The 21,836-nt window shown below is 69.1% G+C and carries 17 protein-coding genes and 1 riboswitch; of the genes, 13 read left to right on the forward strand and 4 right to left on the reverse strand.

Annotated elements, in window-relative coordinates; all coding sequences use genetic code 11:
* Nucleotides 1–19: 19 nt before the first annotated feature.
* Together ACQ1RG_RS06130 and ACQ1RG_RS06135 are read right to left on the reverse strand one after the other, a co-directional pair.
* Nucleotides 20–520: a hypothetical protein gene (locus ACQ1RG_RS06130; protein WP_063250446.1), complete on the reverse strand. Its 501-nt coding sequence runs from the start codon at nucleotides 518–520 to the stop codon at nucleotides 20–22.
* A 9-nt stretch (nucleotides 521–529) separates the two neighbouring features.
* Entirely contained in the window at nucleotides 530–1,462 is a 933-nt protein-coding gene (locus ACQ1RG_RS06135; protein ID WP_063250447.1) for a CPBP family intramembrane glutamic endopeptidase, read from the reverse strand.
* 186 nt (nucleotides 1,463–1,648) lie between these two features.
* Between ACQ1RG_RS06135 and ACQ1RG_RS06140 the strand changes: the two genes are divergently transcribed.
* Nucleotides 1,649–3,508: an amidohydrolase gene (locus ACQ1RG_RS06140; RefSeq protein WP_430600706.1), complete on the forward strand. Its 1,860-nt coding sequence runs from the start codon at nucleotides 1,649–1,651 to the stop codon at nucleotides 3,506–3,508.
* A 295-nt stretch (nucleotides 3,509–3,803) separates the two neighbouring features.
* Here the strand turns inward: ACQ1RG_RS06140 and ACQ1RG_RS06145 are convergent, their stop codons facing one another.
* Both ACQ1RG_RS06145 and ACQ1RG_RS06150 read right to left on the reverse strand, forming a co-directional pair.
* Nucleotides 3,804–4,289, reverse strand: coding sequence for a DUF1990 family protein (locus ACQ1RG_RS06145; RefSeq protein ID WP_201671766.1), 486 nt, complete (start codon nucleotides 4,287–4,289; stop codon nucleotides 3,804–3,806).
* Nucleotides 4,286–4,933 carry a TetR/AcrR family transcriptional regulator gene (locus ACQ1RG_RS06150; RefSeq protein ID WP_095375123.1) on the reverse strand — a complete coding sequence of 216 codons (648 nt, stop codon included), beginning with the start codon at nucleotides 4,931–4,933 and terminating at the stop codon, nucleotides 4,286–4,288. The genes ACQ1RG_RS06145 and ACQ1RG_RS06150 overlap by 4 nt, the downstream gene beginning before the upstream one ends.
* A gap of 439 nt (nucleotides 4,934–5,372) precedes the next feature.
* Here ACQ1RG_RS06150 and ACQ1RG_RS06155 point away from each other — a divergent pair, with 439 nt between their 5' ends.
* The 12 genes from ACQ1RG_RS06155 to ACQ1RG_RS06210 all read left to right on the forward strand — a co-directional run bounded on the left by ACQ1RG_RS06155 (nucleotide 5,373) and on the right by ACQ1RG_RS06210 (nucleotide 21,788).
* Entirely contained in the window at nucleotides 5,373–7,211 is a 1,839-nt protein-coding gene (locus tag ACQ1RG_RS06155; RefSeq protein ID WP_259819587.1) for a class I adenylate-forming enzyme family protein, read from the forward strand.
* The gene (locus tag ACQ1RG_RS06160; RefSeq protein WP_063250452.1) at nucleotides 7,208–7,987 is read left to right on the forward strand and encodes an SDR family oxidoreductase; all 780 of its coding nucleotides are present in this window, start codon (nucleotides 7,208–7,210) and stop codon (nucleotides 7,985–7,987) included. The genes ACQ1RG_RS06155 and ACQ1RG_RS06160 overlap by 4 nt, the downstream gene beginning before the upstream one ends.
* Nucleotides 7,984–9,297 (forward strand): acyl-CoA dehydrogenase family protein, encoded by a 1,314-nt coding sequence (locus ACQ1RG_RS06165; RefSeq protein WP_278373322.1) that lies wholly within the window; start codon nucleotides 7,984–7,986, stop codon nucleotides 9,295–9,297. Before ACQ1RG_RS06160 ends, ACQ1RG_RS06165 begins: the two co-directional genes overlap by 4 nt.
* Nucleotides 9,294–10,376, forward strand: a complete 1,083-nt coding sequence (locus ACQ1RG_RS06170) for a phosphotransferase family protein (RefSeq protein WP_430600708.1) — start codon at nucleotides 9,294–9,296, stop codon at nucleotides 10,374–10,376. Before ACQ1RG_RS06165 ends, ACQ1RG_RS06170 begins: the two co-directional genes overlap by 4 nt.
* Before the next feature lie 274 nt (nucleotides 10,377–10,650).
* On the forward strand, nucleotides 10,651–11,973 hold the full coding sequence (locus tag ACQ1RG_RS06175) for an MFS transporter (protein ID WP_278373323.1): 1,323 nt from the start codon (nucleotides 10,651–10,653) through the stop codon (nucleotides 11,971–11,973).
* 152 nt (nucleotides 11,974–12,125) lie between these two features.
* Nucleotides 12,126–12,265, forward strand: a riboswitch (glycine riboswitch).
* A 126-nt stretch (nucleotides 12,266–12,391) separates the two neighbouring features.
* Nucleotides 12,392–15,346, forward strand: coding sequence for an aminomethyl-transferring glycine dehydrogenase (gene gcvP / locus ACQ1RG_RS06180; protein ID WP_430600710.1), 2,955 nt, complete (start codon nucleotides 12,392–12,394; stop codon nucleotides 15,344–15,346).
* Nucleotides 15,346–16,551 (forward strand): glycine cleavage system aminomethyltransferase GcvT, encoded by a 1,206-nt coding sequence (gcvT, locus tag ACQ1RG_RS06185; RefSeq protein WP_063250456.1) that lies wholly within the window; start codon nucleotides 15,346–15,348, stop codon nucleotides 16,549–16,551. The genes gcvP and gcvT overlap by 1 nt, the downstream gene beginning before the upstream one ends.
* A 92-nt stretch (nucleotides 16,552–16,643) precedes the next feature.
* Entirely contained in the window at nucleotides 16,644–17,042 is a 399-nt protein-coding gene (gene gcvH, locus ACQ1RG_RS06190) for a glycine cleavage system protein GcvH (RefSeq protein WP_009377400.1), read from the forward strand.
* Between the two features lie 183 nt (nucleotides 17,043–17,225).
* A complete protein-coding gene (locus ACQ1RG_RS06195) occupies nucleotides 17,226–18,752 on the forward strand; it encodes an L-serine ammonia-lyase (RefSeq protein WP_415711664.1) in 1,527 nt (508 codons plus the stop codon).
* 565 nt (nucleotides 18,753–19,317) lie between these two features.
* Nucleotides 19,318–19,812 carry a diaminobutyrate acetyltransferase gene (gene ectA / locus ACQ1RG_RS06200; protein WP_176472393.1) on the forward strand — a complete coding sequence of 165 codons (495 nt, stop codon included), beginning with the start codon at nucleotides 19,318–19,320 and terminating at the stop codon, nucleotides 19,810–19,812.
* Nucleotides 19,813–19,967: 155 nt separating this feature from the next.
* The gene (ectB, locus tag ACQ1RG_RS06205) at nucleotides 19,968–21,281 is read left to right on the forward strand and encodes a diaminobutyrate--2-oxoglutarate transaminase (RefSeq protein WP_009377394.1); all 1,314 of its coding nucleotides are present in this window, start codon (nucleotides 19,968–19,970) and stop codon (nucleotides 21,279–21,281) included.
* Between the two features lie 105 nt (nucleotides 21,282–21,386).
* Nucleotides 21,387–21,788: an ectoine synthase gene (locus ACQ1RG_RS06210; protein ID WP_009377392.1), complete on the forward strand. Its 402-nt coding sequence runs from the start codon at nucleotides 21,387–21,389 to the stop codon at nucleotides 21,786–21,788.
* Nucleotides 21,789–21,836: the final 48 nt, after the last annotated feature.

A 21,836-nucleotide genomic window follows, 5' to 3' on the forward strand; every position in this document is an offset into this window, starting at 1 on the left:
GACCCGGCCCAAGAGCCCCTCAGCGGTCAATGGAACCGGGGGCGGCCGCCTCGGCGGGGACGCGGATCCACTTGCGCGCTCCGACGACGATGAGGGCGATGAGGCCGAGGATGAGCAGCCCGTCGGCGGCGATGTAGAAGAGATGCATGGCCGAACCGCCGTCGTCGATGCCGGCGAGCACGGCGTCCGTGCGCTGGTTGAGCAGGGGTCGGACGAATGCGACCTTGAGGATGAGCACGCCGATGATTCCGCTGGTGAGACCGCGGAAGAGCGGTCCGACTCCGTCCTTGAGGATCGCCCAGAGGAGGATGACGGCGATGACGATCTCGACCCAGTTCATCGCCGTGAACACGAGGCGGCCGATGCCCAGTCCCAGCGGGATCGTGATGCCCGGAGCCTGGAACTTCAGCGGCGCCTCGATGAGCGAGATGCCGATGATGAGACCGAGCCACACCGCCGGGAGGATGAGCCGCGCCGAGGCGGCGAGCCGGGAGTCCTGGGAGCCGAGAGCGTTGACCATGCCTGAATTCTACGCCTCGTAGAAGTCGCGTGCGCGGCCGGCACCGCCTCGGTGACGGTAGAGGAGGATGCCGAGCACGATCGCTCCGAGGGCGAAGAACGGGGTCGAGGCGATGTCGGGAAACGAGAGGTTCGCGGTGTCGCCGACATCGCGGAGGCCGAGCCCGCGCTGGTCGACGGCGAAGAAGACGACGTTGTACCCGCCGTGGACGCCGATCGCACCCCACAGATGGCGCTGCCAGACGACGAGCAGGCCCGCGAAGATCGCATAGGAGAGGACGAAGGCGCCGTAGAGCGGGGTGAAGCCGGGGTTGCCGACGTGGATTGCGAGGAAGAAGAGCGCCTGGAGGACGACGGCGGGGCCGAGTCCGATCCACCACGAGGTCCCGCGCAGGAGCAGGCCGCGGGCGACGACCTCCTCGCCGGCGCCCTGGGCGATGTAGGTGACGAGGTAGAGCACGGCGACGACGGCGAGGACGATCCCGGAGGGGAGGGTGGCCGGCTCGGCCGGGCGCACCCATCCGCCGCTCCAGGCGATCGCTGTGCCGCCGGCGCTCACAGCCGCACCGACGAGCAGGCCGATGACCGCGGATCCCCAGCGCGGGCGGGTGAGCCCGATCGCCGTCAAACCGACTCCGAGCCGCCGCCGCAGGTAGAACGCGATGATCCCGACGGTGGCGACGATCGCGACGAGGTAGCCGAGGGCGCGACCCGATCCGTCGGGGAGGGTCCACGGCTGGGTGTCGGTGATGCCGAGCGCGAGGAGCGGGAGGATGCCGATGGCGTTGAACGCGAAGCCGAACACCGAGAGGAGGCCGGCGATGACGAGGATCTCGACGACGCCGATGACTCGGCGGGTCGGGCGGGCATCGCGGGCTCCGGTGGGGACGGGGAGGCCGTGGCCAGGGGAATCTGCGGGGGAGGGGTGCTGGGAAGCGGGCATGCCACCATTGTCCTGAGTCATCGTTTGCAACCACAACTGACGGGTCGGCCGGGAGGTCGGAACGCGTATCTGGGTCGGGCCGGTGGTGCGGTCGGACCGGGCCTCGGTACCGTGCCGGCGAGGCGGTCGGAACGCGGCTCGCGGCGGGGTCGACAGAGCGGTGGAATCGCGCCTTAGACTGGGCGAATGCGCCTGTTCTCCCATGCCGTCGTGCGTTCATTCGCGCCCGACGACGACCCCTCCGCGACCCCGCCCGACGCGATCCTCGTCGACGGGGAGACGATCGTCGCCGTAGGCACCCGCGATGACCTCCTCGACATCGCCGCCGCGCAGACGTCGTCGACGGCGGCGCTCGCCTCGGCGGGCGGGGTCGGGGCGACCGCGGTCATCCCGGGAGCCGCCGTCGAGGAGATCGACTGCGGGGGCCGGGTCATCCTCCCCGGCCTCATCGACGCCCACATGCATTCGGTCGCGTACGCGGATTCGCTGACGAACCTCGATCTCTCCGGTTCCCGCTCCCTCGCCGAGGCGGTCGCCGCCATCCGCGAACGTGCCCAGACGCTGCCGGTGGGCAGCTGGGTCGTCGGCGCCGGCTGGGACCTCAACCGCTGGGACGACCCGCGCTACCCCGACCGGCAGCTGCTCGACCGCGAGGTCCCCGACCACCCGGTCGCGATGTGGTCGATCGACCTGCACACGGTGTGGGCGAACGGCAGCGCGCTCGAGATCGCCGGCATCGACGACGACACCCCTGACCCGTCCGGCGGTGAGATCGTCCGCGGACCCGACGGCGTGGCCACGGGTCTGATCAGGGAGGACGCAGCGGATCTGCTCATGCGCTACATTCCGGAACCGACGCGGGAGGAGCAGGCCGAACGGCTCGAGACGACCCAGCGGCTCTTCCTCTCGCTCGGACTCACCGGCATCCACGACTTCGACGGAATCGCCTCGACGCTGGGGTGGAACGATCTGCGGGAGGCCGGTCGGCAGGATCTGCGGGTGACGAAGTTCCTCCGCCAGCCCGAGGTGCCGTGGGCGATCGAGACCGGGTGGGTGACCGGCGGCGGGGACGACTGGCTGCAACGCGGTGGGGTCAAGCTCTTCGCTGATGGTGCGCTCGGCTCACACACGAGCCACATGTCCTCGCCCTATCCGGAACCGGAGCCGGCGGGCGTCGGGATCCACGGGGCCGAGGTGCGTGAGGCCGCTGCCGAGGCCTCGGTCGGGACCGAAGACGGCGGCCCTGCGCTGCCGGTTGCCGAGTCCCACCTCAACTACGGTATCGCGCAGATGAGCGAGGACGAGCTCTTCGAGCAGGCGCGGATCGCGACCGAGGCGGGGATCTCCGTGGCGATCCACGCGATCGGCGATCAGGCCAACCACCACGTGCTCAATGTGTTCGAGCGGCTGCGACCGACCACACTGGCGGTCGAGGAGAAGACCGGGCGGCGTCTGTGCCACCGCATCGAGCACGCCCAGTTCATCCAGCCCGAGGACGTCGCGCGCTTCGCCGAGTTCGACGTCACCGCCTCGATGCAGCCGCGGCACTGCATCTCCGACCTCCATCTCCTCCACCTCGTCGACGAGTCCGCTCAGCTCGCCGCCTACGCGTGGCCGGATCTCGTGCACGCGGGTGCGCAGGTGATCTTCGGCTCGGACGGGCCGGTCGAGCATGCGAACCCGTTCGCGGCGATCTACGCGGCGATGACGAGGGCCGACATCTCCGGGGATGCGAGCACGAGCTTCCAGCCGTGGCGTCGGCTCTCGGCGGTCGAGGCGCTGCGACTGCACACGCACGCCCCTTCGGTGGCCGCCGGTCTCGGTGATCGACGCGGGTATCTGGCGCCGGGCATGGACGCGGACTTCATCGTCGTCGACGTCGACCCGTTCGTCGCCGAAGGGCTCACCGACGCCGAGGCGGAGGCCGGGCCGGAGGGTCTGCTCGGCTACGAGTCCGAGGAGGCGCTCTTCGGCCACGCCGAAGCGATCCGCGATGCGCGGGTGTTCCTCACGGTCGTCGGCGGCGAGGTCAAGCACTCGGCGTAGTGGCGGGAGGCGATGTCCTGTTCGTTGCTCGGGCAGGCAGCCCGTCTGACTGCCGAAACGAGTCGCATTCCGCCCGACCGATCGGTTTCCGACACCTGCCGGCCGCGACGAGTCACTTTCCGCCCGATCAGTCGGAAAAAGAACCGACTGATCGGGCGGAAAGTGACTCAGACGCAGGCGTTTCGTCGACCTCGACGCGACATCGCAAGGCAGTGAGCACAGCGGGATCGCGATCGGTGGAGGTCTCAGTAGCTGCCACGCGACGGAACTCGTCCAGCGCGAACCCTGGTAACGCTCAGTCCCCGTGCTGCGCGAGCAGGCGTTCGAGACCGGCAGCGTAGCGGGCGGCCATCATCTTCTGCGCCGCAACGGACAGGGGAGCGGCCGCTTTGAGCAGGGGATGTCCCGGCAGCGAGCGAGAGGTGATCGAGACGACGAGCCGATCGTCATCGTCGATGGAGACGAGGAACGTCTGCACACCCGACTCGAGGTGGCCGGGCCGCGTGCGGTAGACGAAGCCCGCCTGCCGTTCGGTGTCGATGACATCGACGACGATGCACGAACCGACCGGGATGACGAGGTCCTCACCGCGCTGCCGCAGCGGCGGAGCCGGCCACCGCGGATTGAGCCAGAGGTCGACGACCGTTCCCGGTCGCACCCGCCGTTGCGGGCGCGCGATGACGCCGGCGCCCTCCTGCAGCTGCCATGTGAGGATCGCTTCGCTGGCCAGCGGGAACAGCTCGGCCGGCCCGATGTCGCGGACGTGCTCGAGGTGGTTCATCGGGTTCCCCTCGAAGCAGTGCGCGGCCCCGTCTCGCCGCCGGCAGAACCGGCACCTTGTCCGGCGGCGTGACGGCAGATCTCCCCATACCGTGCTGCAACGCCCTCGGGATCGAGCTCACCGTCGGGTCGATACCACTGCGCCACTCCCGTGCAGATCGTCGTGATCGCTCGCGCGGCGTCCCGCGGGTACGGCGTTGAGAACACGTCGGCGTCGACGCATGCGACGACGCAGTCATCGAGAAGCTTCTGCTGCCGGTCCCTGGCCGCGATGTGCGAGTCGCGTGCCTCTGTGGGGAGGCTGCGGATCTCGCTGAACGCGATGAAGGCGATGTCGGCCTGGTGCGCGTGGAAGAGGAGGAGGCATTCGACGAGGCGGTCGAACCGCGGGAGCGGCTCCTGCGGGCCGTCCGCGAGCGCCGCGGTGCTCCGCTCCCAGAGATCGGCCATCGCCAACCGGTCGATCTCGGTGAGGATCGCCTGCTTCGACGCGAAGTGGTGGTAGAGGCCGGGAACCGAGAGTCCGGCCGCCTGGGCGACCTGGCGGATCGACGTGCCGTGGAACCCGCCGCGGACGAAGCAGTCGAGAGCAGCCCGCAACAGCGGGGGGAGGAGGGGAGTGTCGTACGTTCTCCACGGTGCCACGGCGTCATCCTTGTCTCGTGCCGGCAGGGGGATTCCGCCGACGGGCGTGCTTGGGCAGTCGCCGAAGTCCGACCCGAACGCTGCCCCGGGTACCAATCTAGTGTGCTGAGGCCGTGTTCCGTCCGAAGTCCCGGAGCCGAGTTCCGTCCGATTTCCCGGGGCCGAGTTTCGTGTGGGCGCCCGGAGAGGACTCACCCGGAGAGAATTCACTGCTGCCTGCAGCCGCGGCTCACGCGACGACGTGCGCCAAACCCTAAGACGTGTGCCACACCCTGCCACGAGCCCCAAACCCTGCGACGAGTACCAGTCGTGCCCTTGTGCCTCTCGAGGATGTGACCTAAGCTACATGAAAACCGAGCGAGCGCTCGGTCGGGCGCAGCGGCGATGTGCCGAGGTGCCCGAGACAACGGAGTGGACAACGATGACGACGGACCAGCCGATGACGGCAACTGCACCCGTGTGGACGGCGCTCTACCCCGAGACGGTCGATCCGCAGACCGATCTGCCGTGGGACTCGGTCGCCCACGCCTGGCACGACCGGGTCGCCGCACACCCGGAGGCCACAGCGATCCTCTACCGCGGCCGACGCCTGACCGTGGGCGAAGTCGACCGCGACGCCGAGGCGCTCGCCACCGGCTTCCTCGACCACGGACTCGACCGGGGCGGGATCGTGGGCATCTGCCTCCAGAACGTCCCCCAGTTCGCCGTCGCCCTCCTCGCGGCGTGGAAGATCGGCGCCGTCCCGCTCGTCCTCAACCCCATGTACCGCGGCCGCGAGCTCCGCGCCCTCATCGACGACTCCCGTGCCCTCGGGTTCATCTGCGATGCCTCCGACGCCGAGGCGGTCGCCCAGTCCCTGTCCGGGAGCTCGGTGTCGTGGATCATCACGACGACCGACGACGAGTACGCCGCTGCATGCCCTGACCCCGGCGGCGAGGCGGCGGGCCCCGGCGGCGAGGCGGTCGACGCCGTCTCGTCCGACTCCCCGTCGGCAGGGACGACCCGAACGCCTCACTGGACCGAGATCCCCACGACCGGGTGGGCCGAGGTGCTCGGGACTCGTCGTCCCACCTCGGCGAGGGATGCTGAACTCCGCGACGACCTGCTCCCCGGCCTCGACGATCCGGCGCTGCTCACCTACACTTCGGGGACGACGGGACCGGCGAAGGGTGCGGTCGCCACGCACTGGAATCTGCTCAGCGTCGCGCAGACCTGCGGACAGTGGTTCGGTCTGGGCAGCGGTGATGTCATGCTCGCCGTCGCCCCGCTCTTCCACATCACCGGCGCCGTCGCGTGTGCGACGACCTCGCTCATCCATCCGATCGTCCTCGACTTCGTCGGACGCCCCGATGCGGAGAAGATCGTCACCGCAATCCGCGAGGACGGTGTGACCGTGACGATCGGGTCGATCACGGTCTTCAACGCCCTCCTCGAACATCCGGGGGCCACCTCGGCGGACTTCGGAAGCATCCGCCTCCTCTACTCCGGTGGCGCACCGGTGCCCCCGGCGACGGTCGCGAAGTTCCGGGACCGCTTCGGCCACTACGTCCACAACATCTACGGGATGACGGAGACGGCCTCGGCGGTCATCGGCGTGCCGGCGGGGATCGAGGCACCGGTCGACCAGGCGACCGACACGCTCGCGATCGGGGTGCCATTCCCCGGACTCGACGCGCGCATCGTCGACATCGCCACAGGTGAGGTCGTCACCGACGGGACCGCAGGGGAACTCCAGCTCCGCGGCCCGCAGGTCACTCCCGGTTACCTCGGCCGTCCCGACGCGAACGAGCGCGCCTTCGATGACGGCTGGCTGCGCACCGGCGACGTCGGGGTCATGGACTCCGCGGGATGGATCTACCTCGTCGACCGGATCAAGGACCAGATCAACGTCTCCGGGTACAAGGTCTGGCCACGCGAAGTCGAGGACGCCCTCTACGAACACCCGGCCGTGCTCGAGGCGGCCGTCGTCGGCCAGCCCGACGACTACCGGGGCGAGACCGTCGTCGCCTACGTCTCCCTCCGCGCCGGACAGACCGTCAGCGCGCCGGACCTCATCGCCTTCGCCCGCGAACGCTTGGCCGCATACAAGTCCCCGCGTATCGTCCACATCATCGCCGACCTCCCGAAGACCCACACCGGCAAGATCCAACGGCGACTGCTGCGGGACCAGAGACCGCCGACCGCGCCGGACGCAAACCGACCGGACGCGAACCCGCCGGAGGCGAACCCGCCCACCTCAGCCCCGACAGCCCCAGCCCCGACAGAGGAGACATCATGAGTGCACCCATCACCGGTCGCAGGTTCGAGGGGCAGGTCGCCCTCGTCACCGGAGCCAGCCGCGGCATCGGGCTCGGCATCGCCGAACGCCTCGCCGCCGAGGGGGCGAGTGTCGTCCTCACCGCACGCAAACCCGACCCCCTCGCCGAGGCGGTCGCCTCCTTCCCTGAGGGTACCGCCGTCGGCATCGCCGGAAAGTCCGATGACCCCGCGCACCGAGCCGAAGTTTTCGACACCATCGCCGAGCGGTTCGGCCGCCTCGACGTCCTCATCACCAACGTCGGGATCAACCCCGTCTACGGCCCGACCATCGACATCGACCTCGACGCCGCACGGAAGATCCTCGACGTCAACGTCATCGGCACGCTCGCGTGGGTGCAGGGCGCCGTCGGACACGCCGGCCTGCACTTCCGCGAGAACCGTGGCCGGATCGTCTCAGTCTCCTCGGTCGCCGGGGAGGTGCCGAGCCCGGGCATCGGCTTCTACGGCGTCTCGAAGGCCGCGGTCTCGCACCTCACGCGCACGCTCGCCGTCGAACTCGGACCCGACATCAGGGTCAACGCTGTCGCGCCCGCCGTCGTCAAAACGCAGTTCGCGACCGCTCTCTACGAAGGCCGGGAGGACGAGGTCGCCCAGGCCTACCCGGTGGGCCGCCTCGGCACCCCTGAGGACATCGGGGCAGCCGTCGCCTACCTCGCCTCGGCCGACGCCGACTGGATCACCGCCCAGGTGCTCACCGCCGACGGGGGACTCATCACGGCAGGAGGCACGGCATGAGCGCGCTGCCGCCCGAGGTCGAGGACATCCGGCAACGGACCCGGACCTTCATCCGCGAGGTCGTCGTCCCGTCCGAGCCGAGGCCGGGAGCGACACTCGACGAGGCGGTCCTCGCCGACCTGCAGGCCAGAGCGAAGACCGCCGGCGTCTTCGCCCCGCACGTGCCCACGGAGTGGGGCGGCCTCGGGGTGCCCATCGAGCACTGGTCGCCGATCTTCCAGGAGGCGGGGTACTCGCCGATCGGACCGGCGGTGCTGGGCTGCATGGCTCCCGACGAGGGCAATATGCACATGCTCGCCCGCATCGGCACCGCAGACCAGAAGGAGCGGTACCTGCGTCCGCTCGCCGCCGGCGAGGTCCGGTCGAGCTTCGCCATGACCGAACCCCACCCCGGTGCCGGATCCGATCCGGCGGCACTGTCGACCCGCGCCGTGCGCGACGGCGATGAGTGGGTGATCACCGGAGACAAGCGCTTCATCTCCGGGGCCGAACTCTGCGACTTCTTCATCGTCATGGCCGCCACCGGTGACGGTGATCCGGAGGAGTCCGGCGCCGAGGCGGCCGGGAGTCCCGCTGACAACGGGAGTTCGGCTGGGGCCGGGAAGCGCCGCGGCCAGGAGGCGACGATGTTCCTTGTCGACCGCAGCGCCCCGGGCGTCGAGGTCGGACGGTCGATCCACACGGTCGACACGACGATCGCCGGCGGTCACCCCTATGTCCGCTTCGAGGGTGTCCGCGTGCCCGAGTCCGCCGTTCTCGGCGAACCGGGCAAGGGGTTCGCCTACGCCCAGGTGCGACTCGCCCCCGCCCGCCTCACGCACTGCATGCGCTGGCTCGGTCTGGCCAGGCGGGCACTCGACATCGCGCTCGACCGGGCCGAGCACCGTTCCGTCTTCGGCGACGTCCTCGCCCGACAGGGACTCGCCCAGGAGCTCATCGCCGCCTCGGTCATCGACATCGAGACCTCTGATGCGATCATCGCGAAGACCTCCCTCGTCCTCGACGGCGACCAACACGAGGCGAACTCGCTGTCGTCGATCGCGAAGGTCCACTGCTCGGAGGCCATCTATCGTGTCATCGATCGGGCCGTCCAGCTCACCGGCGGCGACGGGATCTCCGACGAGCTGCCGCTCATCCAGTACCTCAACGAAGTGCGGCCCTTCCGGATCTACGACGGATCGACCGAGACCCACAAGTTCGCGATCTCGCGCCGAGCGTCCTCGCGACGCCGCAAGGAGGTCGCCGCCGGCGCCCCGCGCCTTGACGTCGTCGCCGGCCCGCGAACGGAAACCGAGGAGGACGCGCGATGACCGCCCAGCTCGTCGACGTCGTCGAGACCTCAGCCGAAGCCGCGGCCCTCGACATCCCGCCGCTGCTCGTCCTCGACGCGCTCGCGCGCCACCTCGACGATCGCGGAATCGGCACCGGTCCCATCCACTGGGAGCGGATCGGTGAGGGCCAGTCGAACGTCACCTACCGGATTCGCCGCGACGGCGCCGACGTCGTGCTCCGGCGCGGACCCCGACCGCCCCTTCCCCGGTCGACCCACGACATGGTCCGGGAGGCACGCATCCAGACCGTGCTGCGCGGCCAGGGAGTCGCGGTGCCGAGGATCATCGACGTCTGCGAGGACGAGACCGTCCTCGGCGTCCCCTTCTACCTCATGGACTTCGTGCCCGGAACCGTCGTCACCGACACTTTGCCCGAGATCCTCGCCCCCGCCGAGGCGCGGCAGGCGTTCGGGGAGGAGCTCATCGACCGCCTCGCCTCCCTCCACGACGTCGACGTCGCGGTCCCCGAAGTCGCCGCCCTCGGGCGCCCCGAGGGCTACCTCGAACGCCAGGTCGCGCTCTTCTCCGCACTCTGGGAGAAGAACACCCGGCGTGCGCTGCCCGCGGTCGGCCACCTCGGCGAGTGGCTGGAGGCCAACCGGCCGAAGACTCAGCGTCATTCCGTCGTCCACGGCGACTATCGGGCGGGGAACGCGATGCTCGCGCCGACCGCGCCGGTGCGGGTCACGGCGATCCTCGACTGGGAGATGTCGACGCTCGGGGATCCGCTCGCCGACCTCGGATACTTCCTCGCGACCTACACCGATGGGCGGCATCCGCGAACGGTCATGGACCTCACCCCGGTGACCTCCGGGCCCGGATTCCCCGATCGTGCCGAGCTCACCGCGCGCTACCGGGACCGGACGGGACTCGATCTGACGAGTCTGCCCTGGTACCAGGCGCTGGCGCTGTGGAAGGCCGCGATCTTCTCCGAGGCGATCTACACCCGGTGGCTCGCCGGGGAGGCGCCGGCAGCCGGGGACTTCACCGGGGCGCTCGAGCAGGGAGTGCCGGCCCTCCTCGACGTCGCAGGGGAGGTGGCGGCGACTCTCAGGTAAGCGGTTCTGCCGCAGACGACCCTGATCACGCCCCGCCTCTGAGGGGTGACCGCCCCCGCCCGCGTCCACACGACCCCGGGGCGAGGTTCCCTCCTCGAGTGCGCCCGATTTCATCCCGATTCCGCCCCCGATCCCGACCCGATTCCGGGGTCGACTCCGCCCTATTCCGGCCCGATTTCGTGCCCGAATCCGAACCCGAACCACCCGCTGGGCCGTCTCCCTCGGTCACAGCGAACCCAGCTACCCACCACCACCCAGCACGGGAAAGGCAGACATGACTGCACAGACGACAGGGACGATGGTGACCCTGCGCGAGAAGCGGCGATCGGTCGTCGCGAGCACCGTCGGCAACATCCTCGAATGGTACGAGTGGAGCGCATACGCCGTCTTCACCCCCTTCATCGCCGCGGCGATGTTCGACAGCGACGATCCGGTCTCAGCGGTGCTCGCGACCCTCGGCGTCTTCGCCGTCGGCTTCCTCATGCGGCCTCTCGGCGGCATCGTCTTCGGACGCATCGCCGACCGCAGGGGACGCAAGTTCGTCCTCATCACGACGATGCTCATCATGGCCGCAGGCTCCTTCCTCATCGCGGTCATGCCCGGGTACGCGCAGATCGGGGCAGCAGCGTCGTTCGTCCTCCTCATCGTCCGCGTGGCCCAGGGCTTCGCCCACGGCGGGGAGTCGGCGACGGCGAACTCGTACATCGCCGAGATCGCCCCCGCCCACCGCCGCGGCCTCTGGGGCAGCATCGTCTTCGTCGCGATCTTCGGCGGTTCGGTCCTCGCCTACACCGTCGGCGGTGCCGTGACGAACCTCTTCCCCGAAACCGCGGTCACCGACTGGGCCTGGCGGATCCCGTTCGCCCTCGGTGCCCTCCTCGCCCTCGTTGCGCTGTGGATGCGGCGGGGCATGATCGAAAGCGAGGTCTTCGCGGCAGAGGACGCCACCCTCGCCGAGGCGGCCGCCGACACCGCCGCCCCGACCCCGGCGCTTCCTCCCGCCCTCGACCGCCGCCGGGTCGCCCGGTCGATCGTCCTCGTCGTCCTCATGACCGCCGGCATCACCGCCGCCCACTACACATGGTCGTCGTACGCCTCGACGCTGGCGATCACCGAACGCGGGATGGATCCGCAGGCCGCCTACTGGGCGACGGTCGGTGCGCAGGTCATCGCACTCGTCTCGCTGCCGTTCTGGGGAGCCGTGTCGGATCGGATCGGCCGGCGCCCCGTCCTCATCGGATTCGGGGTGCTCATGGCGGTCCTCCAGTATCCGCTCATGGGGATGATCACCTCGGTGGGGTGGACGCTCTTCCTCGCCTCGTCGATCGCTCTCCTCGTCGTCGCGATGGCCGGAGCCCTGCTCTCGGCAGTCCTCTCCGAGGCGTTTCCGACGACCGTCCGCACGCAGGGCATCGGCTTCGCCTACTCGATCTCCGTCGCGGTCTTCGGCGGGACCGCGCCCTACCTCAACGGACTGTTCAATTCGCTCGGACTGCCGTGGCTCTCGAGCGGGTGGGTGATCCTCCTGTGCGGCTGCACGATCGCCGCCGGCGCGCTCCTGCCGGAGACGAAGGGCGCGGACCTCGCCGAGGTGTGAATCCCGAGCAACCCTCCGGGCGCTCGGCACCCCGGCACAGGGTTGCCGAGCGCCTGCAGGGTTGCCGACAGCGGTCGCCCCCGCCACCTCGTCGGTTGTCGCCGAGTGCGCCATGCCACTAGAATGAATGCGGACAATTTCATACGCCGTTAAGACATGACGTGGGAGAGCTGCCCGGTCTCCGCGATCGCTCCTCGGACACCCTCCGAGCCTGTGACCCGGACCGCAGTGCAGCGCCGTAGGTGCAATTCCCTCCCCGGGAAACTCTCAGGCCCAGTACCACCGATTGCAGGCATATCTGGAGGACCGCTTCCTCGCAGCATCCCGTGCAGCGAGCTCGTGATCCGACAGATCGGGGAGGACCCTCACTGTTCAGTGCGTCCTCCACAGGTGGGCGCGACACCGATCAAGGACGGCCATGACCAGTTCACTCGCCCACACCACGCAGGCCACCGGGGACACGGCGCGGCCGTTCTCCGACCGCCACATCGGTCCCCGTGCCGACGACACCGAGGCGATGCTCGCCGAACTCGGCTACGAGTCCCTCGAAGCGCTCTCGACCGCCGCCGTCCCGGCCACCATCCAGATCGACGGCCTCGACCTGCCCACCGGCAAGTCCGAGTCCGAGGTGCTCGCCGACCTCCGCAATCTCGCCTCCCAGAACGTCATGCGCACGCAGATGATCGGCCAGGGCTACTACGACACCGTCACGCCCGCCGTCATCCGCCGCAACCTCGTCGAGAACCCCGCCTGGTACACCGCGTACACGCCCTACCAGCCGGAGATCTCGCAGGGACGCCTCGAGGCTCTGCTCAACTTCCAGCAGGTCGTCCAGGACCTCACCGGCCTCGACATCGCCAACGCCTCCCTCCTCGATGAGGCCACCGCCGTCGCCGAGGCGGTCCTCCTCATGCGTCGGTCCGTGAAGAAGGGCTCGACGGTCGTCCTCGACTCCGAGCTCCATCCGCAGGTCATCGCCAACGTCCACGTCCGCGCCCGGGCACTCGAGTTCGACGTCGTCGTCGCCGACCTCTCGCAGGGTCTCGTCGGCGAGGACATCTTCGGCATCGTCTGCGCCCAGCCCGGCACCACCGGCGTCATCCGCGACCTCTCGGCAGCCGTCGAGGGCGCCCACGAGCGCGGTGCCCTCGTCACCTTCGACACCGACCTCCTCGCCCTCACCCTGCTCAAGGATCCGGGCTCGCAGGGTGCGGACATCGCCGTCGGCTCGGCTCAGCGCTTCGGCGTGCCGCTGTTCTTCGGCGGACCCCACGCGGCGTTCATGGCGGTCAAGGACTCCCTGCAGCGTCAGCTCCCCGGCCGCCTCGTCGGCGTCTCGAAGGACGCTCAGGGCAAGCCCGGCTACCGGCTGGCGCTCCAGACCCGCGAGCAGCACATCCGCCGTCAGAAGGCGACGAGCAACATCTGCACCGCCCAGGCCCTGCTCGCCAACGTCGCCTCGATGTACGCCGTCTTCCACGGCCCCACCGGACTGACCCGCATCGCCTCCCGCATCCACCGCCTCGCTGAGGCGTTCGCCGCTGCCGCTGACACGGCCCCCGGCGCCGAGGTGCTCAGTTACGACTTCTTCGACACCGTCGCCCTGCGCGTGGCCGACGCCGAAGCGGCCCGCGTCGTCGCCGAGGCCGCCGGATACAACATCCGCGTCATCGACGAGACGACGATCGGCGTCTCCTTCGGCGAATCCCACACCGTCTCCGACGCCAACGGACTCCTCGAAGCCCTCGGCATCATCGCCCGGATCGACGAGGACGACTTCGCAGCCGCCTCGGCGGGGACCTTCGGACCCAACCAGGTGCCGGAACCGCAGTTCGCCTCCGACCTCCACCGCGACACCGAGTTCCTCACCCACCCGGTGTTCAACACGCACGGCTCCGAGACGTCGATGATGCGCTACCTGCGCACGCTGGCCGACCGCGACCTCGCACTCGACCGGACGATGATCCCGCTGGGCTCGTGCACGATGAAGCTCAACTCGGCCATCGAGATGGAGCCGATCACCTGGCCCGAGTTCGCGACCATCCACCCCTTCGCCCCCATCGAGCAGACCCAGGGATGGCGCACCCTCATCGGCCGCCTCAAGGACTCCCTCGTCGAGGTGACCGGCTACGATCGCGTCTCCCTGCAGCCCAACGCCGGTTCGCAGGGCGAGTTCGCGGGCCTGCTCGCGATCCGCCTCTACCACCGGGAGAACGGCGACCCGCAGCGCACCGTCTGCCTCATCCCGCAGTCGGCGCACGGGACGAACGCCGCCTCCGCCGTCCTCGCCGGACTCGACGTCCAGGTCGTCAAGACGACCGACGGCGACGGCTCGATCGACCTCGACGACCTCGATGAGAAGATCGCCAAGCACGGTGATCGGCTCGCCGCGATCATGATCACCTACCCGTCGACGCACGGCGTCTTCGAGTCCGATGTCCGCGTCGTCTGCGACAAGGTCCACGCCGCCGGCGGTCAGGTCTACGTCGACGGGGCGAACCTCAACGCGCTCGTGGGACTCGCCAAGCCCGGCGACTTCGGCGGCGACGTCTCCCACCTCAACCTCCACAAGACCTTCTGCATCCCGCACGGCGGCGGCGGCCCCGGCGTCGGACCGGTCGCGGTCCGCGAGCACCTCGCCCCGCACCTGCCCGGCAACCCGGTCAACCCCGACCTCGTCTCCGGCGACATGTCGACGGTCGACCTGCCGGTCTCCGGCTCGCTCTACGGTTCTGCCGGCGTCCTGCCGATCAGCTACGCGTACCTCGAGCTCATGGGCGGCGAGGGACTGCGCGAGGCGACCCGGGCGGCCCTGCTCGGTGCGAACTACATCGCGAAGAAGCTGGGTGACTGCTACCCGGTCCTCTACTCGGGAGAGAACGGGCTCGTCGGTCACGAGACGATCCTCGATCTCCGTGAGATCACGGCGAAGACCGGGGTGACCGCCGAGGACGTCGCCAAGCGCCTCATCGACTACGGCTTCCACGCGCCGACGCTCGCCTTCCCCGTGCCCGGCACCCTCATGGTCGAACCGACCGAATCCGAGGACAAGGCCGAACTCGACCGGTTCATCGAGGCGATGCGCAGCATCCGCGCGGAGATCGACGCGATCGGCACCGACTACAGCTACGAGGAGTCCCCGCTCAAGGCCGCCCCGCACCCGGCGACCGTCGTCATGGACGACTGGGACGGCAAGTACACCCGCGAGACCGCGGTCTTCCCGGTTCCCGGCCTCACCCTGTCGAAGTACTTCCCGCCGGTGAGCCGCATCGACGGCGCCTACGGCGACCGCAACCTCGTGTGCTCGTGCCCGCCGCCCGAGGCCTTCGAGATGACCGAGACCACCGAGACCACCGAGACCGAGGCCGCCTGATGACCGCTGAGATCAAAGAGACCCCGCTCCACGAGACCCACGCGAAGCTCGGCGCGACGTTCACCGACTTCGGCGGCTGGGACATGCCGCTCAAGTACGGCTCCGAACTCGCCGAACACCGCGCCGTGCGCGAGGCCGCCGGCATCTTCGACCTCTCCCACATGGGCGAGGTCCGCATCACCGGTGCCGGTGCCGCAGCCTTCCTCGACTACGCGCTCGTCGCGAAGTACTCGTCGATGAAGGTCGGGAAGGCGAAGTACGGAGTCATCGTCAACGAGCAGGGGTATCTCCTCGACGATCTCATCACGTACCGCCTCGGCGAGGAGGAGTTCCTCATCGTCCCCAACGCCTCGAACACGCCTGCCGTCGTCGAGGCCCTGCAGAACCGTCTGCAGACCTTCCTCACCGAGGTCGAACCCGGCGCCGACGTCCGCATGTTCGACGAGTCCGGGGACACCGCGCTCATCGCGGTGCAGGGACCGCACTCGCAGGCCATCATCCTCGCCGCCCTCGACGAGGGTGCCAAGGGGGAGTTCGGGCCGCGGACGACGACGAGCGACGAGGATCCCTCCGGGACGATCACCGTCGGCGAGGCCGTCGACCAGCTCGGCTACTACGCGTGGATGCCGCTGACGATCGCCGGCATCGACCTCATCCTCGCCCGCACCGGCTACACCGGTGAGGACGGGTTCGAACTCTACGTGCCCAACATCGGGGCCGAGCGCCTGTGGGACACGCTCGTCACCGCCGGTGCCGACCACGGGCTCGTGCCCTGCGGTCTCGCGGCGAGGGACTCGCTGCGCCTCGAGGCGGGCATGCCGCTCTACGGCAACGAGCTCACCCTCTCGACGACCCCGTACGACGCGGGCCTCGGCCGGATGATCGGGTTCAAGACCAAGGGTGAGTTCGTCGCCCGGGACGCGCTGGCCGCCCTCGGGGAGACCGAACCCGAGCGCATCCTCGTCGGCCTCACCGCGACGGGACGTCGCGCTGCCCGGTCGGGTTCGGTGATCCTCTCCGACGGCGCCGAGGTGGGTGTCGTCACCTCGGGACAGCCCTCCCCGACGCTCGGCCATCCCATCGCGCTCGCGTACCTCGACCGTGGCCTGGCGGTGCCGGGCACCGAGGTCGAAGTCGACATCCGCGGCAAGGCCCACGAGTTCACCGTGGTCGAGCTGCCGTTCTACCGGCGTTCGGAAAACTGACCTGTCGGAACCGGTGAGACTTGCCCGCGCGGCTCGTACACTGGTCACACCTGCTCGCCACAACCGCTGTTCGACAGCAGAAAGGGAAGATCATGGCTGATCTGCCTGCACTTCCGAAGGACTTCTCGTACTCCGCTGAGCACGAATGGGTCAACCAGGGCCCCGACACGATCGCCGGACAGACCGTGAAGATCGGCATCACCGCCGTCGCCGCCGATGCCCTCGGCGAAGTCGTCTACCTCGATCTGCCGAGCGTCGGCGACGGCGTCAAGGCCGGCGAGACCTGCGGCGAGGTCGAGTCGACGAAGTCGGTCTCCGACCTCTACTCGCCCGTCGGCGGCGAGGTCACCTCGATCAACCAGAAGGTCCTCGACTCTCCCGGGCTCGTCAACTCCGATCCCTACGGCGAGGGCTGGCTCTTCGAGGTCAACGTCGACGAGGTCGGTGTCGTCATGGACGCCGACAGCTACGCGAAGAACAACTCGCTGTAGACCAGCAGGGTGGGTGGGACGCCGCAGCGCCCACCCCACCGTGCGGAACCCGTGCCAGGCGGCCCCAGCGCCGTCGGAAGCGGGTTCTGCGAACCGAAAACGACAGGGTCGGTCATATCCGCAAGCGTCCGGATGCGGCCGACCTTGTCGTTCCCGCACATGACCGTTCCAGGGAAGGACACCATGCCTCTGAGCGTCTTCGACCTCTTCACCGTCGGCATCGGCCCGTCGAGCTCCCACACCGTGGGCCCGATGCGCGCGGCCGCGAGCTTCCTCGACCTCCTCGGCGAGAAGCTCGAGTCCGTCGCGAGCATCCGCGTCGACGTCTTCGGTTCCCTGGCTGCCACCGGTGCCGGTCACGGGACCTTCGACGCGATCCTCCTCGGCCTCGAGGGGTGCCGTCCCGACACGGTCGAGGGCAACGAGCTCACCGCCCGCCGCACCCGGATGGCCGAGACCGGCGAGATCATCCTCGGCGACTCCACCGGCCACGGCGTCGAGCTCCCCTTCACCGAGGCTGACATGGTCAAACGCCCCCTCACCGTCCTTCCCCGGCACACGAATGCGCTCACCCTCGCCGCCTTCGACGAGGCGGGGGAGCCCCTGGTGGAGGAGACGTACTACTCCGTCGGCGGCGGCTTCGTCACCTCGGAGACCGAGTTCGTCGAGAAGGAGAGGGCCGCGCTTGTCGACGAGGCCCTTGTCGAGGACGCTGACGAAGGGTTCGACGACGAGGTCGACGACCCGTCGAACGCCGACGAGGACCAGGAGTTCGCCGTCGCCGAGGCGGTCATCGACGCCGAACTCGAAGCCGCCAGCGAAGAGCTGCCCTACCCGTTCCACTCCGCCGCCGACCTCCTCGAGCAGTGCCGGAAGAACGAACTCTCGGTCGCAGAGGTGATGCTCGGCAACGAGCTGACGATGCGCGACGAAGACGAGATCCGTCACGGGCTCCTCCGGATCTACTCGGTGATGGAGGAGTGCGCGGCGAATTCGCTCGACCGCTCCGGGCATCTGCCCGGGGGCCTCAAGGTGCGCCGGCGCGCGCACGACTGGTACCTCAAGCTCAAGGCCGAGGACCCCGACCGGGATCCCCGCTACTACCTCGAGTGGGTCAACCTCGTCGCGATGGCCGTCAACGAGGAGAATGCCTCGGGCGGCCGGGTCGTCACCGCCCCGACCAACGGTGCGGCAGGCATCATCCCCGCCGTCCTCCACTACGCGCTCAACTACGTCGACTCCGTCGTCGACGGGGGTGAGGGCGCCAAGCACGAGGCGATCATGACCTTCCTCCTCACCGCCGCCGCGATCGGCGTCCTCTACAAGGAGCGGGCTTCGATCTCCGGCGCCGAGGTCGGTTGCCAGGGCGAGGTCGGATCCGCCTCGTCGATGGCCGCCGGAGGACTGGCCGCCGTCATGGGCGGCACCCCGGAGCAGGTCGAGAACGCCGCCGAGATCGCGATGGAGCACAACCTCGGGCTCACGTGCGATCCGATCGCCGGGCTCGTCCAGGTCCCCTGCATCGAACGCAACGCGATCGCCGCGGGCAAGGCGATCAACGCCTCCCGGATGGCGCTCTGGGGCGACGGACAGCACCGGGTCAGCCTCGACGAGGTCATCGAAACGATGCGCCAGACCGGTGCGGACATGAGTTCGAAGTACAAGGAGACAGCGCTCGGCGGACTCGCCGTCAACGTCGTCGAGTGCTGATCCGCGCGGGCACCTCGGCGACCGTCCGCGGCCGACGACGACCGTCCGGCCAAGGTCGGCGACCGTCCGGAGGAGGATCGAGTTCGAGAACGGAGCGTTTTTCGCATCGGATCCTCCTCGGGAGGCTGTGCCGCGGTCGACGGTCGGCGACGTTCGGGTGGTCCGCGGCGTCGCGCGAGCGACCGCCGGAGTCGGCGCGGAACTCCCGAGGAGGATCGAGTTCGATGTGGGGTCGTTTTTCGCACCGGATCCTCCTCGGAGGGGCCGCCCCTGAGGAGAGCGGCCCATCCGGGGGATCGGGAGGGCGCCTCGGTGACGCCGCTGGCCGCTCCCAGCGCCTGGAACTCGAGTTCCACGTCACGATAAATGTAACGAACCGATAACGAAGACTTCCGCCGAGGCGGCCTCGACGACTCGATCCGGCGATCCCCAGAGATGCTCTGGGGAAGCTCCGCTGCGCTCACGGCGCGATCCCGGCGGTGCTCCCGGTCGCACCGGGGCGAATCGGGGGTGAAATCGCCGAGGCGAGATTGACGCCGGAAGTCATCTCGTTAGGTTGGTGGGCGTGAGAAACGCACTCGCTCAACCGAAGACGGAAACCGACGTTCGGACTCCCTCGCTGGAGGACGGACAGCATTTGTGGCGGCTGGCGAAGGATTCGGCCGTCCTCGATCTCAACTCCTCGTACTCGTACCTGCTGTGGTGCCGGGACTTCGCGGACACCTCGGCGATCGCGTGGATCGAGAACGAACCCGCAGGGTTCGTCACCGGGTACACGCGACCCGAGTCACCGGACACCCTGATGATCTGGCAGGTCGCCGTCTCCGAGCGCTTCCGCGGCCGCGGGCTGGCCTCGACGATGCTCCACGCACTCGCCGACCGGACCGGGGCCCTGCGCCTGGAGACGACGATCACCGACGACAACGCGGCCTCGAACCGCCTGTTCCAGGCCTTCGCGGAGCAGCGCGGAGCCGGCTTCGACCGGCGGCCGCTCTTCACCCCGGACCTCTATCCGGACGGCCACGACACCGAATACCTCTATGAGATCGCCCCGCTCTGACCGCGGAGGGGTGGCGCACACCTCGCCGAGGCGGTGGTCCGGAACGCTCCGACCGCCTCGGCGACCATCCACGCACCATTGCCGGGCCCGACGCCCGCACCCGCAGACGACCGGCGACCCGTCGGCCTGCATCAGCAGTCGAAAGGAATCACACGATGACGACGACCAGCACTGATACGACGACCGAGACCACCCCTGACATCTTCGAGACCCGCGAATCGGCGGTGCGCGGATACTCGCGTTCGTGGCCGGCGACCTTCGCCCGCGCTCAGGGCCCCAAGCAGTGGGACGAGGACGGCAAGGAGTACCTCGACTTCTTCTCCGGTGCCGGCGCGCTCAACTACGGGCACAACAACCCGGCCGTGATGACCCCGCTCGTCGAGTACCTGCAGTCGGGGGCCGTGCTCCACTCGCTCGACATGAAGACTCCGGCCAAACGGGAGTTCCTCGAGACCTTCGAAGAGCTCATCCTCAAGCCGCGGGGACTCGACTACACGGTGATGTTCCCCGGCCCGACGGGGACGAACACCGTCGAGGCGGCGCTCAAGCTCGCCCGCAAGGTCACCGGGCGCCAGCACCTGCTCTCATTCACGAACGCGTTCCACGGGATGACGCTCGGGTCGCTGTCGGTGACCGGGAACTCGATGAAGCGCGAGGGTGCGGGCATCCCGCTGACGAACAGTTCGAAGATCCCCTACGAAGACTACCTCGACGGGGAGACCCCGGACTTCCTCTGGCTCGAGCGGGTGCTCGAGGACTCCGGCTCTGGTGTCGACAAGCCCGCGGCGATCATCGTCGAGACCGTCCAGGGCGAGGGCGGCGTTCGCGCTGCCAGGGCCGAGTGGCTGCGGGAGCTCTCGGCGCTGTGCAAGAAGCACGACATCCTCCTCATCGTCGACGACGTCCAGGCCGGCTGCGGTCGCACAGGAACGTTCTTCAGCTTCGAGGACGCCGGCATCGAACCCGACATTGTGTGCCTGTCGAAGTCGATCTCCGGGTCGGGCCTGCCGATGGCGCTCACGCTCTTCCGCCCCGAGCTCGACGCCTGGGAGCCCGGTGAGCACAACGGGACGTTCCGCGGCAACAACCCCGCTTTCGTCACCGCGACCGCGGCGCTGAAGACCTTCTGGGCCGACAACGGCTTCCAGAATCGGCTCGCCGACACGATCGCCCACCTCCACCAGCGCCTCGACCAGATCGCTGAGAAGGCCGAGGGGGCGACGGTCCGCGGGCGCGGCATGCTCGCCGGTCTGCTCTTCGACGACCCCGAGGTCGCCGGCCAGGTCGCGGCCGATGCCTTTGCAGGCGGCCTGCTCATCGAGACCTCCGGTCCGCGCGACGAGGTCGTCAAGATCATGCCGCCGCTGACGATCTCGGAGGCCGACCTCACCGCCGGGCTCGACATCCTCGAAGCCTCGGTGCTCAAGGTCGCTCCGGCTGGAGCTGAGGCTGCGCCGGCGATGGCCTGAGGCCCGGACGCTCCGGCGATGGGCTGAAGGCCGGATGCTTCGGCGATGGGCTGAGGCCAGAACGCTGGGCAGGACCGCAGACTTACCACTTCGAAAGGACTCTCCATGTACGTGATCAACCGTGACGACCTCAACGACACCGACCGCGACGTCCAGTCCGAGACGTGGCGCAGCCGCCGGATGGTGCTCGGACGGGAGGGCGTCGGCTTCTCCTTCCACGACACCGTCATCTACGCCGGCACGCGCTCGACGTTCCACTACCAGAACCACATCGAAGCCGTGTACTGCGTGCAGGGCGAGGGGACGCTCACCGACGAGGAGACGGGCAAGACCTACCCGCTCTCGGACGGAACGATGTATCTCCTCGACGGGCACGAGAAGCACACCGTCGTCGCCAACACCGAGCTGCGCATGGCGTGCGTGTTCAACCCTCCGGTCACCGGCCGGGAGGTCCACGACGAGAACGGCGTCTACCCGCTCATCATCGAGGAGACCGCCGCAGTGTGAGGTGCTGAGGGACTCTGAGGCGCTCGGGGGCTCTCTGCCGAAATCCTC

It is taken from the genome of Brevibacterium sp. K72 (assembly GCF_050562175.1).
Taxonomy (GTDB): Bacteria; Actinomycetota; Actinomycetes; order Actinomycetales; family Brevibacteriaceae; genus Brevibacterium; species Brevibacterium casei.

Bases quoted from the DNA above. Each gene is read 5' to 3' on its own strand.
- ACQ1RG_RS06165 (WP_278373322.1), top strand. From the start codon at position 7,984: ATGAGCGCGCTGCCGCCCGAGGTCGAGGACATCCGGCAACGGACCCGG.
- ectB (WP_009377394.1), top strand. From the start codon at position 19,968: ATGACGACGACCAGCACTGATACGACGACCGAGACCACCCCTGACATC.
- ACQ1RG_RS06195 (WP_415711664.1), top strand. From the start codon at position 17,226: ATGCCTCTGAGCGTCTTCGACCTCTTCACCGTCGGCATCGGCCCGTCG.
- ACQ1RG_RS06210 (WP_009377392.1), top strand. From the start codon at position 21,387: ATGTACGTGATCAACCGTGACGACCTCAACGACACCGACCGCGACGTC.
- ACQ1RG_RS06130 (WP_063250446.1), bottom strand. From the start codon at position 520: ATGGTCAACGCTCTCGGCTCCCAGGACTCCCGGCTCGCCGCCTCGGCG.
- gcvH (WP_009377400.1), top strand. From the start codon at position 16,644: ATGGCTGATCTGCCTGCACTTCCGAAGGACTTCTCGTACTCCGCTGAG.
- ACQ1RG_RS06160 (WP_063250452.1), top strand. From the start codon at position 7,208: ATGAGTGCACCCATCACCGGTCGCAGGTTCGAGGGGCAGGTCGCCCTC.
- ACQ1RG_RS06140 (WP_430600706.1), top strand. From the start codon at position 1,649: ATGCGCCTGTTCTCCCATGCCGTCGTGCGTTCATTCGCGCCCGACGAC.
- ACQ1RG_RS06135 (WP_063250447.1), bottom strand. From the start codon at position 1,462: ATGCCCGCTTCCCAGCACCCCTCCCCCGCAGATTCCCCTGGCCACGGC.
- gcvT (WP_063250456.1), top strand. From the start codon at position 15,346: ATGACCGCTGAGATCAAAGAGACCCCGCTCCACGAGACCCACGCGAAG.
- ACQ1RG_RS06145 (WP_201671766.1), bottom strand. From the start codon at position 4,289: ATGAACCACCTCGAGCACGTCCGCGACATCGGGCCGGCCGAGCTGTTC.
- ACQ1RG_RS06155 (WP_259819587.1), top strand. From the start codon at position 5,373: ATGACGGCAACTGCACCCGTGTGGACGGCGCTCTACCCCGAGACGGTC.
- gcvP (WP_430600710.1), top strand. From the start codon at position 12,392: ATGACCAGTTCACTCGCCCACACCACGCAGGCCACCGGGGACACGGCG.
- ACQ1RG_RS06175 (WP_278373323.1), top strand. From the start codon at position 10,651: ATGACTGCACAGACGACAGGGACGATGGTGACCCTGCGCGAGAAGCGG.
- ACQ1RG_RS06170 (WP_430600708.1), top strand. From the start codon at position 9,294: ATGACCGCCCAGCTCGTCGACGTCGTCGAGACCTCAGCCGAAGCCGCG.